Here is a 14,822-nt window from a genome sequence, read left to right as displayed (position 1 = left end):
CCGCAATTGAACTGCCGTTTCTTGCGCTTGCCGTACGGGTAAAGTAGCCTGAGGGACATTCTAATCCTGTTCGAGTCTGCTGCATGTTAAAGCGTTTTACTTACAGCTTGTTAGTCCTTATCGGCTTACTGCTGTTGACTGCGCTTGGCTTAGACCGCTGGATGAGCTGGAAAACCGCCCCCTATATTTACGACGACTTGCAGGATCTCCCCTGGCGCCAGGTTGGGGTGGTTCTCGGCACTGCGAAGTACTACCGCACCGGCGTTATCAATCAATATTACCGCTACCGAATTCAGGGTGCGCTTAATGCGTATAACAGCGGCAAGGTTAACTACCTGTTGCTGAGCGGCGATAACGCGCTGCAAAGTTACAACGAACCGATGACCATGCGTAAGGATTTGATTGCCGCCGGTGTCGATCCTGCCGATATCGTGCTGGATTACGCCGGTTTCCGGACGCTGGATTCGATTGTGCGCACCCGCAAAGTCTTCGATACCAACGATTTCATCATCATTACCCAACGTTTCCACTGCGAACGCGCGTTATTTATCGCCCAGCATATGGGTATTCAGGCGCAGTGTTACGCCGTGCCTTCGCCGAAAGATATGTGGAGCGTACGCGTACGCGAGTTTGGCGCACGGCTGGGTACTATCGCCGATCTCTATATATTCAAGCGTGAGCCGCGCTTCCTCGGCCCGCTGGTGCCCATTCCGTCAATGCAGGAAGTGCCGGACGACGCGCAAGGCTACCCGGCCGTCACCGCCGAGCAGCTTATCGATATGCAAAAGAAAGGAAAAAACGGAAGCGTTAATTAATTGCCGCGTTGCGACTGCTGGTTTTCACTGGACGAACAAGCGTAAAGCCGCGCTCAACGAAATGACGGTGATCGATAACCGCACGGCTGGCTTTATCGAGCGTCCAGTGACCATTTAGCGCATTGAAGGACAGGGCCTTCTCCCCTTCCGGCGTATTCACCAGGTATTCCCCGCTTTTTAAGTACCCTGCGCTGCAGACAATTCGCGCTGGCGGGCTGTTCTTCATTCTGAACTCTATTTTGCGAAAACCGGTGGGCACCGGGCAAAAGTAAAAAAAAGGCAATGCGGTGATTTTTATATCGCCAAGTGAGGCAATCACGTCGCCATCGCGCAACAGTTCGACATTTTTCAAAGAGAAGTTAACAGGTGAGTTTTTTTCATGCGGTAAATTATCAACAGTAAAATAGACAAAATTCATAAGCGCCCCTGAGCTGCGGATACAACATCATTCACAGATTCATTCTTTCAAGCGTAAGTAGCTATGGGCAGACAGGCATTCAGAATTGACTTAAATATCGGGCACATGGGATGTACCCGAAGTGCAAAGCGAAGCGTCAGGCCACTTTGCTCTCATGCTGTTGCAGGCTTCGCTCAAGGTCGTAGATCAGGCTTCTCACCATATCCGGGGTTAAATTAAAAAAGGGCGAATCAAAGGTCGTTGTTCCCGCGCCGCAGGGTCCCGTGCTGCAACCAAACTTCACTACCACGCCGTTCACATCCTCTACCACTCCCACCTGCCAGCCAATCACGGGAAGTGCAGGAAACGCGCACTCGCTGTTCATCCCTAATCTCCTTATTAATGTTGCGTCTTTATTGAGCGTAGCACCGAAGCAAAAAATTTAACAACTCGCCGCGCGTGAAGTTTTTTGGAGGAAGGCAGTGGGTTTACTCCATGGCAGCAGGGGGCAAACAGGCAAAAAAAAGCCCGCTTTTTGAGCGGGCCGGGTACAGACGATGGGATTATTTTTTGCGTGCGTATTTTAGCGAGTCCAGCGCCACGGCGAAGATAATGATGCCGCCCTTGATGATGTACTGCCAGTACGGGTTAATACCGATATAGGTCAGGCCGTAGTTGATGACGGTGAAGATAATCACACCGGTCACCACGCCAAGCACGGTACCCACACCACCGCTGAAGGAGACCCCGCCAACCACGCAGGCGGCGATGGCGTCCAGTTCATACATAAAACCAAGGTTGTTGGTGGCAGAACCGATACGACCCGCTTCCAGCATCCCGCCGAAGGCATAGAACACCCCGGACAGCGCGTAAATCATCAGCAGGTTCAGCGCCACGTTAACGCCGGAGACTTTCGCCGCTTCCGGGTTACCGCCGATGGCGAAAATGTTTTTGCCAAAGCGGGTTTTATTCCACAGCACCCAGACGAACGCCACGGCGATCAACGCGTAGAAGGTGATATATGACAAGCGGAAGCTGCCCAGCGCAATAAAGCCCTGCGTAAAGGTCGAGAAGCCGCTGTCAAAGCCGGAAATCGGCGACGCGCCAACAAAGTCGTAGTACAGGGAATTGATACCGTAAACGATGATCATCGTACCCAGCGTGGTGATAAACGGCGTCACGTTCAGGTAGGCAATCACGATACCGTTTACCAGGCCAATCACCGCGCCGATCGCGCAAACAATCAGGATCACCACCGGGATCGGCATCGTCGCCATATCCGGGAAGACCTTGTTGACGTTTTCCATCGATTGCAGCAGCGTTGCGGCAACCACCGCCGCGAGGCCAACCTGACGCCCGGCGGAAAGGTCGGTACCCTGGGTAACAATCAGCCCCGCAACACCCAGCGCGATAATAATACGCACCGAGGATTGGGTCAGAATGTTACTTAAGTTCAGCAGACTTAAGAATGTGGGATCCTGAAAAATGATAATGGCCAGTAACACTAAAAGAACAACGTAAATACCGCCGTCTTTCAGATAAGTGAGAAAAGTTTTCTTATTTAACGCACTCATGAGGAGCCCCTGATCTTAAAGGTGCAAAGACGCAAGACGGAGAATTTCGTTTTGCGTTGTCGTTTTAGTATCAACAATTCCGGAAACAAGGCCATTGCTCATTACCAGAATACGGTCAGTGATGCCTAACAACTCAGGCATTTCAGAGGAAATAATAATGATCCCCTTATTCTTTTTCGCCAGTTCGGCAATCAGTTGGTAAATTTCAAATTTCGCACCAACGTCAATACCACGGGTCGGCTCATCGAGCATTAAAATTTCCGGCTGAGTTAATAACCAACGGCCGATAATAACTTTTTGCTGGTTACCACCGGAAAGCGATCCAATTTGTGTACGGTGCCCAGGCGTTTTAACACGCATTGAGTCAATAACCCACTGGGTATCGCTCTTCATGCGGCTATTATCCAGTAGACCAACCTTATTTTTATAATTCTGAATATTGGAGATAAGGGAGTTAAAACCGATATCAAGATAAGCATAAATACCGGTAGAACGGCGCTCTTCAGTCACCAGCGCAAAACCATTATTAATGGCTTCATTGGCGTTGTGGTTATTAATCACTTTGCCATGCAATTTAATGGTGCCAGAAGATTTTTCGCGAATACCAAATAACGTTTCAACGATATCAGTGCGTTTCGCCCCGACCAGGCCTGCGATACCGAGAATTTCGCCTTTGCGCAAATCAAAGGAGATATCGCGAATAGAGGGCTGGCGCAACGAGGTGAGATTACGCACTTCCAGAATGGTTTCACCCGGCACGTTGTGCTTGTCCGGGAAGCGCTGGTTCAGGGAGCGGCCAACCATCATAGCGATGATCTTATCCATATCCAGCCCTTCCAGCGGCTGGGTAGCGATCCATTGACCATCACGCAAGACCGTAATTTCATCGCACAGCTGGAATATCTCTTCCATTTTATGGGAGATATAAACAATACCGCAGCCACGCTCTTTCAGCTTACGAATAATTTTAAACAGATGATTGACTTCTTTTTCCGTCAGCGAAGAAGTCGGCTCATCCATAATGACAATTTTGGCGTCATAAGAGAACGCTTTGGCAATTTCAATCATCTGCATTTGCGATACAGATAATGTTCCCACGCGTGCTTTAGGGTCGATATCAATATCCAGCTCATCAAAAATGGCTTTGGTATCGTGGAACATTTTATCCTGATCGACAAACATGCCTTTGGTGGGATAACGCCCCAACCACATATTGTCCATCACGGAACGTTGCAACACCAGGTTGAGTTCCTGGTGAACCATCGAAATACCATTTTCCAGCGCTTCTTTCGCGGAATGGAAATCGATCTCTTTCCCCTGAAAAAGAATGCTACCGGAATCTTTTTGATAGATCCCAAAAAGACATTTTAATAATGTTGATTTCCCCGCACCGTTCTCACCCATTAATGCATGGATAGAGTGCGGACGGACTTTCAAATTGACATTATCGAGTGCCTTTACGCCTGGAAAAGACTTGTTGATATTGCTCATTTCCAACAAGAATTCACCTGACGACTGAGTATTATTGCTGACCATAATTATACCTTGTTGGCCTGGCATATCGTGTTATAAGGGCGCAACAGTCGTTGCGCCCAATGAGAACATGCTTTCTTAATATTATTTACCGGCGATTTCAGCCAGGTTGTCTTTATCTACACCAACGTAAGGAATACGAACAATTTTATTGTCGATTTTCCAGTTGGTGCCATCTGCCGCGCCTTTGCCTTCGGCAAGGTTTTTCGCCAGATCAAAGCTTGCTTTCGCCTGGTTGTTCGCATCGTTCAACACAGTACCGGCCATAGCACCGGATTTCACCAGCGCCAGCGCTTCTGGCAGCGCATCAACGCCAAATACCGGAATAGCAGATTTATTGTGTGCTTTCAGTGCTTCAACCGCGCCCATTGCCATCGCGTCGTTGTTAGCGATAACCACTTCAATTTTGTTAGCGTTCGGACCAGAGAGCCAGGCGTCCATTTTGTCTTTCGCCTGAGCGGTATCCCACATCGCGGTATCCAGAGCCAGCTGCTGGGTTTTAATGCCCTTATCATTCAGCTCTTTGATAACGTAAGTGGTACGTGCTTCCGCATCCGGGTGGCCCGGCTCGCCTTTCAGCAACACGTACTGAATCTGACCATCTTTATTCAGATCCCAAGCCGGGTTTGCCGCCCAGTGTTTAGCAATCAGATCGCCCTGAATCACGCCGGATTCTTTGGAATCGGTACCCACGTAATAGGCTTTATCGTAGCTATCCAGCGCTTTACGAGAAGGTTCTTTGTTGAAGAAAACAACCGGAACGTTTTGACCACGCGCTTTCTCAATCACCGTACCTGCCGCTGCCGGGTCAACCAGGTTGATCGCCAGTGCTTTTACGCCTTTCGCCAGCAGCACGTCGATCTGGTCGTTCTGTTTGGATTGGTCATTCTGCGAGTCGTTCATCAGCAGCTGAACATCTGGCGCTGCTTTGGCGTCTTTCTCAATAGCCTTACGGACAACGGACATAAAGTTGTCGTCATATTTATAGATGGTCACACCAATGCGGGTATCCGCTGCGTGTGCGGCTGCGCCAAAAAGCATGCTTGCCATAACAGCAGACAGAGTCAACACCTTCTTATTCATGGTATCTCCGGTTTTTTTATATGCAGGGTAGTTCTTGTGAATAATGCTCGGCGGGTCAGTTGTTACGAAGACGTTACTGCCGACCGAAGTTCACTCTAAAAATCCATTCGTCCGTGTCCGGGTAACGCTCCAGAAGTTCGCTTTCTTCGATGTTTCAAAGCGCTCACTTGTAGTGAAAGTGATTAATCACCGTTACATCGTGTTTCAGCTTCTAAAACGCTGACATCATAGTCAGCGCCTTGTTAAGATACTGTGAATTTACTCACAGATTGAAAACGGTTACATCATCGAAGTTTATAAGTTAGTGATCGGTGCCACAGTTTGCCGCGCGGTCACCGAATGGCGGCGTACCAGCGTCGGCATAAAACAGTGCGCAGCCTCTGGATCCAGCTTGTCCGCGGCTCCCTGCAACGCCAGCTCGGTTGCCAGTCGCGCCATTGAGGCGACCGGGTAACGCACCGTCGTCAGTTGCGGGTCGGTGTAACGCGCAATGGGAATATCATCGAAACCAATCAGTGATAAATGCTGTGGCACCGCAATGCCGTTGTCTTTCAGCGCCGTCAGCGCCCCCGCCGCCATGCTGTCGTTATAGGCAAAGACGGCGGTGAGTTGCAGGTTGCGCCCCAGCAATTCCACCATCGCCGCTTCACCGCCTTGCATGTCCGGCGAACCGGTGCCAACCCAGCTGTCCGGGGCGTTAATCCCCTGCTCTTCCAGCGCGCGGAACCACCCTTCACGGCGCATATCGTTGTCTTCAATCTGATGGCTGGACGCCAGATAACCGATGCGCTGATGGCCGTTATTAAGCAACATGCGCGTCGCCATCACCGCCCCGCTGACGTTATCAAGGCAGACGCAGCGGTGGGCATAGCCTGGCACCAGGCGGTTGATAAGCACCATGCCGGGGATCTGCTCCATAAAGCCTGTCAGCTCTTCATCGCTGAGGGCTTTTGAGTGAACAATCAGGGCGTTACAACGCTGGCGGATCAGGACTTCAATAGCGTGACGCTCTTTTTCCGCCTCGTGATAACTGTTGCCAATCAGCACATATTTTTGGTGCTGCTGCGCAACCGTATCCACCGCTTTCACCAGCGCACCGAAAAAGGCATCAGAGACATCCATCACCACCACACCAATGGTGTCGCTAACCTGCGTCGCCAGCGCCTGGGCGTTGGCATTCGGGCGATAACCCAGCTGGGCGACGGCTTTCATCACCGTTTCGCGCGTTTCCGGGCTGACCAGCGCGCTGTTATTGAGCACGCGGGACACCGTCGCGACAGAGACGCCCGCATGCCGGGCAACGTCACGAATGGTGATCATTTTTACCCACCTTTTCTGGATTGCGGCAGTTCACAGCCACCCCCTGTGTTAAGTAAGGAGGCTATTCTGGCAGCGAGCAGGCGATTGCTACGTGAGTGACATCACATGAATGGAAACGGTTACATCCGTTTTGTTAATGATTGTGATCCAGATCGTTATCTGGATGTGCGAGCTAATGATGTCCCTGCAGCACGTGCGGTCAATTGCCGCCATAACCACTCCATTGGCCCCTGGCGAAAATGCCTGAGCCAGAAGAGGGAAAAGAGGATGTTCACCGCCCACACCGCAGGCACAAAGGCCAGCAGTTGCAAGCGATCGAACTGCATAAACAGCCCGAAACGATTGAATAAGGTGATACAGATTACCGTTTGCAGCAGGTAGTTAGTGAGCGCCATGCGTCCTACGCAGGCAATGGCATTGACCAGTTTGTAACCATAGATCTGCGGCCAGAACCCCCACGCCAGCGCCGCATAGCCCACCGCCTGTAACGGCGCGCCAAGCTCGCGCGGCGCTTGCAGAAGAAAAGCGCACCAGCGATACGACCAGCCAAGCTGCCACTGAGCAATTATCGCCGGAATGTTGATCAGAAGCCCTAAGCTAATCAGCAGCACACCCGTTCGGCGGTAATGGCGCAGGCTGAATTGCCCTTTCAGCCAGCCGCTGCGCATCAGCGCCGCGCCTGTCAGCATCAGGCCCGCCAGTTGCCAGCCATATTGCGCGCCCAGTGCCAGCAGCGCGTTAGAGAGCATATCCGCGCGATTACTGATGGCCTCGCCGATGCCGCCGCTGACTCGCCACCAGGTTTCGTACTGCACATTCGCCGCATCCGGCAACCAGGAGCGGTTCGGCTGCGAACCCGAAATCCCCCCCAGCAACAACAAAACGGCAATGCCAATCAGGTACAGCACCACGCCGGTGTTAAACATCGTTTTAACGTTCTGCGCGTCACGCACCATGCGCCAGGCAATCAGCCCCACCAGCCCGTAAGCCAGCAGAATATCGCCATCCCAAAAAATGAGACCATGAATGAAACCGAGCAGCACCAGCAGCGTCAGGCGCGACTGGATCCAGCGCTTACCGCGCGGCAGCAACATTTGCAGACCCGCGCCGAACAAAATGGCAAACAGCGAGAGGAATTTTACCTGCGCGAAGAGATCGAGCAGCGCCCAAGTCCAGGCATCCGACGCCGTGATGTCGCCGTACCAGGCTGGGTTAAGATAGGCCGCCTTGGGTAAACCAAAGGCGGTGATATTCAGCAAAAGAATACCGAGAATGGCGATGCCACGAATAAAATCCAGCGTGACATTCCTCTCCATGTCGGCGGCTCCGGCGAATTAGTTAGTGTGGCGGACGGCGCGCAGGAACTCCTGGCGGGTATTCTGGCTCGACTTGAACAAGCCGCCGAGCGAGGTGGTCGTCGTCGCGCTGGTCGCGTCGCGAATGCCGCGCGCTTTCACGCAATAATGCACCGCATCAATAGAAACCGCGACATTGTTGGTGCCAAGCAGTGTTTGCAGTGCGGTAAGGATCTGCTGCGTCAGTCGCTCCTGCACCTGCGGGCGCTGCGCGAAGAATTGCACGATACGGTTGATTTTCGACAGGCCAATCACTGAATCCTTCGGAATATAGGCAACGGTGGCTTTGCCGTCGATAGTGACAAAATGGTGTTCGCAGGTGCTGGTCAGCGTGATATCGCGCACCGTCACCATCTCATCGACTTTCATTTTGTTTTCAATGACGGTGATCTTCGGGAAATTGGCGTAATCGAGGCCGGAGAAGATCTCATCGACATACATTTTGGCGATGCGATGCGGTGTTTCCATCAGGCTGTCATCATTCAGATCGAGATTCAGCAGTTGCATAATCTCGGTCATATGGCCGGCGATAAGACGTTTACGGGATTCGTTATCCATTTGCACCGGTGGGCGCAGCGGCGTTTCCAGACCACGGGCAACCAGAGCCTCATGAACGAGCGCCGCTTCTTTACTGAGTGATGACATGTTTTTATTCTCCTGCAGGTGTGGCGAACTTCGCGTTGTTAACGCAAAGTGAGCGAACATTGTGCGTGAGGTCGCGCACATAATCCAGCCCCGGCGGCGATAATTATTGAAATCGCTGCCGCCTTTCAGTTCGTGCGTTTCCAGACCAGAACCCCGCCAATAACCAGGGCAATTGCCGCCACGCCAAGCGCCGGTTCCAGCCGCTGCGTAAGCCAGGTGGAAAGCGCGGACGTCATGGGTCCCACCAGTTGCCCCATCGCATAACCGGTGGTCAATAACCCGGCCATATAGCGTGTGTGATTGGGGGCGAGCTCGCGTCCATACAGCAGTGAAAGCTGCACGGCGCAAAGAAATCCACCGCCCACCAGCAACGCACCGCACACCAGCCCGCTCATCCCTGGTAGCAACCATGCCGCCAGTACGCCCGCCCCCTGCAGCCACAGCACCACCGCCAGCCGCTGATGGCTATGACCAACATGGCGCAACAGAATACTGAGTGCTATCCCCACCACCGCTGCGGCACCGAACACCGGCCAGACAAACTGAGCAAACAGGCTACCAGGAAAGCGCAGCGCCGCCATTTGCGACAGAAAGGTCGCCGGTAAGATATAGCCAAACCCGGCGAGGCTATAGCTCCACACCAGCCGTTTAAGATCGGGGGTTAACTGTAACGGCTGCGGCTTTTCTCCCGGCCGATGCCACTCGCCGGGACGCGGCAAATAGCGAGCAATCAACGCCACCAGCAGCAGTGCCAGCACGCCATACACCTGCCAGGCAGATGCAGCACTTAACCCTTTTGCCTGGATCGCCACCGCCAGCAGGCCGCTTAAAGCAATGCCCGCCCCCGGCCCGGCGAAAACCGCGGCGCTCAGTCCTGGTTTTCCGGCATGCGCCAGCCGCTCGTTGGTCCAGGCGGCAATCAGCACCATCGCCCAGCCGCTCATGGCGCCAATCACCAGGCGCAACGCGCCGTGAATCACGGCGTTATCCGCAAGCGAAGAGAGAAAGGTCAGCGCCACCGCGCCGCCAATACCAAGATAAAGACGGACTTCGATATGCCGCTGCGCGCGCATTGCGTCCCAGGCACCAAGCAGATAACCGAGGTAGTTAATCGCCGCCACCAGCCCGGCGCTGGTCAGAGTCAGTTGCCCGTCGCGGATCATTAACGGCACCTGCGGCGTGAAGGCAAAACGCCCGATGCCCATCGCGACCACCAGCACAATAAACCCACAAAGCGCCACACGTTGCGCCATTAGCGCCCCCAAATGTTAACGTAAAGTTATGTTTATGATGCAGTATGTTGCGTTTATGCGGAAGTGAAAGTTACTCACAGCATGGGGAATAGCCTGTATGATGAAAGGAAGTCACCTTACTTTGTCTGTAAAAATTCTAAGGAGCCCCGCATGGAAATGCTTGAAGAGCACCGCTGTTTTGAAGGCTGGCAACAGCGCTGGCGCCACGACTCCACCGTACTGAACTGCACGATGACCTTTAGCATCTTTTTACCGCCGCACTACAGCGCAACACCGCCGCCGGTGCTGTACTGGCTTTCCGGTCTCACCTGCAATGATGAAAACTTCACCACCAAAGCTGGCGCGCAACGCGTGGCCGCAGAATTAGGTATTGTGCTGGTAATGCCGGATACCAGCCCGCGCGGCGACGATGTGGCAGATGCAGAAGGCTATGACCTCGGCAAAGGCGCAGGTTTTTACCTCAACGCCACCGAGCAGCCATGGGCGGCGCACTATCGTATGTATGATTATCTGCGCGATGAACTCCCTGCGCTTATCCAGTCGCAATTTAAGGTCAGCGACCGCTGCGCGATCAGTGGCCATTCGATGGGCGGTCACGGCGCGTTGATCATGGCGCTGAAAAACCCAGGCCGTTACACCAGCGTTTCCGCCTTCGCACCAATCGTGAACCCAATACAGGTTCCGTGGGGACAAAAAGCATTTCGCGCCTATCTGGGTGACGACGCGCAACAATGGCGTGAGTGGGATAGTTGCGCGCTGATGCTGGAAAGCAATGAAACTGACGCGATCCCAACACTTATCGATCAGGGTGATAACGATCAGTTCCTGGCCGATCAGTTACAGCCCGCGCGGCTGGCGGAAGTGGCGCGGCAAAAATCCTGGCCGCTGACGCTGCGTATCCAGTCCGGTTACGATCACAGTTACTTCTTTATTGCTGCTTTTATAGAAGATCATTTGCGCTTCCATGCGCAGCATCTGTTGAAATAACGGTAACCCCGGCGGCATCATGCAGCCGGGCTTTCTCTGTCAGAAGCGGTAATCCAGCGCCATAAAGTAGCGGCGGCCATCTTCGTTGTAGCTGTAATCGTCGCGGCGCAAATCTTTATCGCCAAGGTTGAGCACACCCGCACGTAGCTTGACGTTTTTCGTCGCCTGCCATGCGCCGCCCGCATTCCAGATAACGTAGCCCCCCGGTGTTACGCCCTGCGATACGGAGCGTTTTTCCCCGCTGTAGTTGGCGGAAACATAGAATGACCACGCCGGGTTTGCTTGCCAGTCCAGCGTGCCGTTGGCGGTGTGGAACGGCAGATCCTGCAACGGTTTATTGCCGCCACCGCTCAGGTTGCGCCCATCGTTATAGGTGTAATTCAGCGTCAGCTTCCATGCTTCATCGAACGGGATTTTCACCTCGGTTTCCACCCCCTGAATCCGCGCTTTATCCACGTTGTAGTATCGGAATACCGGCACCAGTGCGCCGCTGGCATTACGCTCAAAACCGACGAAGTTAGCGTAACCCGGTGCTTCGCTCAGGCTCGACGTACGGCTGATATTGATCATGTCGTCGATATTGTTCTGGAACGCCGTTACGCTGCCCTGCACGCCTTCCAGCCAGCCCGCTTCCCCGCTGTAGTAAAGCCCGAGCTCGAAACTTTCGCTGGTCTCCGGTTTCAGCTCCGGGCTGCCAACAATGCGACAGCCGCCACGACATGAGTTGGTAGCCCAGTCCGGGCTGAGCTGCAACAAAGAAGGCGCTTTAAATGCCGTCGCCCAGCCGCCTTTTACGGTCAGCGTATCGGTGGCGCTGTAAACCAGGTAAGCACGTGGGCTCCAGTGATCGCCATAGGTGTCGTGATCGTCCATACGGACACCGGTGGTCAGCGCCAGTGGTTCGAAAATGCGCCACTCATCTTCAACAAACAGTGCGTACTGGCTGGTCGAGGTTTCACTGCTGTTGCCGCCAGTCAGGTTAACAGGATCTTTTAACGTGTCGTGACGCCACTCGCCACCCAGCGTAACAAGCTGATTATATTGCCCCAGCGGCAGCACCACTTTGCCATCGAGCGTGTTGCTTTCCGAACGGATTGCGCCGCTGTTGCCCGGGTTTTTGTTATCGATCTGTTCGCCGTAGAAACGCAGCTCACTGTTTGCCACGCCCCAGCGGCCATTGTGCGCCAGCGAGTAGTTTTGCCGGTCAAGGCGGTTTTTATCCAGCGAATCCGAGTTTCTGTCCTGGCGGTCGTAGCCATATCCGGCGGTAAAATCGTGATCGTCGCCTGGCGTCCAGGCAAACTCAACGTTGCCATCACGGCTGGTGAAACCTTCGATACGCGGCGACTGACCGCTGGCGTCCGTTTGCGAACTCTGCTGTTCATCTTTTTCGCGTTTTGCCACGCTGCCAAAGGCTTTCAGCCCAAGCACACCATCAATCAGCGGGCCACTGGTGTAGAACTGGCCATTCCAGGTGTCGCCGCGATCGCGATGCTCCTGAATAGTGCTATCCGCAGTGATAGTGCCGGTCCAGTGCGGGCCGATTTTTTTCGTGATGATGTTCACCACGCCGCCGAGTGCGTCCGAACCGTACAGGGAAGACATCGGGCCGCGTACCACTTCAATGCGCTCAATGGCATCGACCGGGATCCAGTTAAGATCAAAATCGTTATGGCGGAAAACCGCATTGCGGGAGTTGACGCGCTTGCCGTCAATCAGGATCAGCGTGTAGCTACTGTTGAGGCCACGCAGGCTCACGCCTTTACGGTTGTCCCCTTCATTGGTGAGCTGAACACCAGGCACCTCTTTCAGCACATCTTTCAGGTTTTGCACCGGCTTACGCTGTAAATCTTCCTGCGTGATCACGCTAATACTGGCCGGAGCGTCTTTCAGGTTCTGCTCCGTTGCCGACGCGGTGACCACCAGCGTTTCGCCATTCTCTGCGGCCATTACCGGCAGCGCCAAAGAAAATGCGGACGCGCAGAGGCCTCCCCGGACAATGGGATTCAAGGTAAACATTCCGTAACTCCATGAGGTAACTACAAAAATTGCGAAGAATATTGCTCACATACTGCAAAACACGTCAGCGTTACATTGACCCTGACGGGGAAAATGAGTGGCATTCGGGCACAGAAGGCCCGGGCAGATACCCTTTTTATTCAGGCACTTACCATAATGTAAACGATAATGATTATCAATTTCGCAAGATTAAAGTTATGTAAATAATCGCAGCGGGAGGGAACGTTGGCAGGGCAAAAAAAAGCCCTCCATACAGAGGGCTAAAGAGTGAATTTATTTCGTGAAACGTTCCGGAAACTCCATTTCACTATAACGCACGAAACGGGTTCCTTTAGAAAATTTATAGCCTAACCAGATAATAAGGAACAGCGGGATACCGATATACGTCGCCGCAACGGCGCCCCAGTCAATGCTGTCTGCCAGGAAAGCCTGATAGTTCTGCCCAAGCGTGATGATTAGGCACAGGACGAAAGCGAAAATCGGCCCCAGCGGGAAGAAACCTGAACGATACGGCAGGTTATCCAGCGAATGCCCCTGCGCCACATAGCCACGACGAAAACGGTAGTGGCTAATAGCAATGCCCAGCCAGGCGATAAAACCGGTCATCCCGGAGGTGTTCAGCAGCCATAAGTACACGGTCTGGTTGCCAAACATGGAGGTCAGGAAGCACAGCGCGGCAATCACCGTGGTGGCATACAGCGCGTTACGCGGTACACCGCCTTTCGATAATTTCGCGAAAATGCGCGGCGCTTTGCCATCACACGCCAGCGTATAGAGCATACGCGTGGAGGCGTACATTCCTGAGTTGCCTGCCGACAGCACCGCCGTCAGGATCACCGCGTTCATCACCGCCGCCGCAGAGAGCAGACCCGCATGCTCGAACACCAGCGTAAACGGGCTGACGCTGATATCTTTCACGTCGTTACGCAGCAGGCTCGGATCGGTGTAGGGAATAATCAGGCTGATAATCAAAATCGCGAACACATAGAACAGCAGAATACGCCAGAACACCTGGCGCACCGCGCGCGGAATGTTCTTCTCCGGATCTTCCGATTCACCCGCCGCGATACCAATCAGCTCAGTCCCCTGGAAAGAGAAACCGACGATCATTGCCACACCGATCATGGCGGAAAAACCACCGGCAAATGGCGCATCGCCAATCGCCCAGTTGCTCCAGCCCGCCGGTTTTTCCCCCTGGAAAATACCGACAATCATCATCACGCCGACAATGATGAAGATAATGACGGTAGCCACTTTAATCAGCGAGAACCAGTACTCCGCTTCGCCAAAGCCTTTCACAGAGATGTAGTTCAGCAGGAAAATCACCGCGAGGAACAGCGCGCTCCAGATCCAGCCCGGCGTATCCGGAAACCACCAGGTCATCACCAATTGCGACGCCACCAGGTCAACGGCGATGGTCACCGCCCAGTTGTACCAGTAGTTCCAGCCCAGCGCGAAGCCGAAACCCTCTTCAACATATTTCTGACCATAAGTGGAGAACGAACCGGAAACTGGCATAAACGCCGCCAGTTCACCGAGGCTGGTCATCAGGAAATAGACCATCAGGCCAATCAGAATATAAGAGAACAGCGCGCCGCCAGGGCCCGCTGAAGAAATAGTCGCCCCTGATGCGACAAACAAACCTGTACCGATGGAACCGCCAATGGCGATCATCGTCAGATGACGCGCTTTGAGTTCTCGACGAAGCGTGGGCGCTTCTGTGGTTTTAGTTTCGGAAACCATAAGAAAATGCTATCCATCCAAAAAATGAGGCGCGATTGTAGCAAACGAAACGCCGGCCTTCCGGCATAAAACGCCTCTTATTAGAGACCTTCATGATC

At 53.4% G+C, this 14,822-nt stretch carries 13 protein-coding genes; 2 read left to right on the top strand and 11 right to left on the bottom strand.

The window, feature by feature from the left end; all coding sequences use genetic code 11:
- Nucleotides 1-83 precede the first annotated feature (83 nt).
- Entirely contained in the window at nt 84-815 is a 732-nt protein-coding gene (sanA, locus tag BN2591_RS00660; RefSeq protein WP_086868196.1) for an outer membrane permeability protein SanA, read from the top strand.
- Here the strand turns inward: sanA and BN2591_RS00655 are convergent.
- The 9 genes from BN2591_RS00655 to BN2591_RS00610 form a co-directional block, all read right to left on the bottom strand.
- Complete coding sequence (locus BN2591_RS00655) at nt 808-1,233, bottom strand: hypothetical protein (protein WP_086868195.1); 426 nt, start codon at nt 1,231-1,233, stop codon at nt 808-810. The genes sanA and BN2591_RS00655 overlap by 8 nt on opposite strands.
- A gap of 136 nt (nt 1,234-1,369) precedes the next feature.
- Nucleotides 1,370-1,597: a hypothetical protein gene (locus tag BN2591_RS00650; RefSeq protein ID WP_086868194.1), complete on the bottom strand. Its 228-nt coding sequence runs from the start codon at nt 1,595-1,597 to the stop codon at nt 1,370-1,372.
- 178 nt (nt 1,598-1,775) lie between these two features.
- On the bottom strand, nt 1,776-2,786 hold the full coding sequence (gene mglC / locus BN2591_RS00645; protein WP_017459789.1) for a galactose/methyl galactoside ABC transporter permease MglC: 1,011 nt from the start codon (nt 2,784-2,786) through the stop codon (nt 1,776-1,778).
- A gap of 15 nt (nt 2,787-2,801) precedes the next feature.
- The gene (mglA, locus tag BN2591_RS00640) at nt 2,802-4,322 is read right to left on the bottom strand and encodes a galactose/methyl galactoside ABC transporter ATP-binding protein MglA (protein WP_086868193.1); all 1,521 of its coding nucleotides are present in this window, start codon (nt 4,320-4,322) and stop codon (nt 2,802-2,804) included.
- Between the two features lie 81 nt (nt 4,323-4,403).
- Nucleotides 4,404-5,402 (bottom strand): galactose/glucose ABC transporter substrate-binding protein MglB, encoded by a 999-nt coding sequence (gene mglB, locus BN2591_RS00635; RefSeq protein ID WP_086868191.1) that lies wholly within the window; start codon nt 5,400-5,402, stop codon nt 4,404-4,406.
- Between the two features lie 294 nt (nt 5,403-5,696).
- Nucleotides 5,697-6,722 carry an HTH-type transcriptional regulator GalS gene (galS, locus tag BN2591_RS00630; RefSeq protein WP_086868190.1) on the bottom strand — a complete coding sequence of 342 codons (1,026 nt, stop codon included), beginning with the start codon at nt 6,720-6,722 and terminating at the stop codon, nt 5,697-5,699.
- A gap of 155 nt (nt 6,723-6,877) precedes the next feature.
- Nucleotides 6,878-8,038 (bottom strand): DUF418 domain-containing protein YeiB, encoded by a 1,161-nt coding sequence (yeiB, locus tag BN2591_RS00620; protein ID WP_086868189.1) that lies wholly within the window; start codon nt 8,036-8,038, stop codon nt 6,878-6,880.
- Between the two features lie 18 nt (nt 8,039-8,056).
- Complete coding sequence (gene folE / locus BN2591_RS00615; RefSeq protein ID WP_017459784.1) at nt 8,057-8,722, bottom strand: GTP cyclohydrolase I FolE; 666 nt, start codon at nt 8,720-8,722, stop codon at nt 8,057-8,059.
- A 125-nt stretch (nt 8,723-8,847) separates the two neighbouring features.
- Nucleotides 8,848-9,975 carry a YbfB/YjiJ family MFS transporter gene (locus tag BN2591_RS00610; protein WP_086868187.1) on the bottom strand — a complete coding sequence of 376 codons (1,128 nt, stop codon included), beginning with the start codon at nt 9,973-9,975 and terminating at the stop codon, nt 8,848-8,850.
- Nucleotides 9,976-10,125: 150 nt separating this feature from the next.
- Between BN2591_RS00610 and fghA the strand changes: the two genes are divergently transcribed.
- Nucleotides 10,126-10,962: an S-formylglutathione hydrolase gene (fghA, locus tag BN2591_RS00605; RefSeq protein WP_086868185.1), complete on the top strand. Its 837-nt coding sequence runs from the start codon at nt 10,126-10,128 to the stop codon at nt 10,960-10,962.
- Between the two features lie 39 nt (nt 10,963-11,001).
- Here fghA and cirA read toward each other — a convergent pair whose 3' ends face one another.
- Nucleotides 11,002-12,981 carry a catecholate siderophore receptor CirA gene (cirA, locus tag BN2591_RS00600; RefSeq protein ID WP_086868183.1) on the bottom strand — a complete coding sequence of 660 codons (1,980 nt, stop codon included), beginning with the start codon at nt 12,979-12,981 and terminating at the stop codon, nt 11,002-11,004.
- A 273-nt stretch (nt 12,982-13,254) separates the two neighbouring features.
- Entirely contained in the window at nt 13,255-14,724 is a 1,470-nt protein-coding gene (locus BN2591_RS00595; RefSeq protein WP_017459778.1) for an amino acid permease, read from the bottom strand.
- Nucleotides 14,725-14,822: the final 98 nt, after the last annotated feature.

Source organism: Kosakonia pseudosacchari (assembly GCF_900184035.1).
Taxonomy (GTDB): domain Bacteria; phylum Pseudomonadota; class Gammaproteobacteria; order Enterobacterales; family Enterobacteriaceae; genus Kosakonia; species Kosakonia pseudosacchari.
Note: the sequence above shows the minus strand (reverse complement) of the source record. Positions and strands in the feature narration are given on the sequence as shown.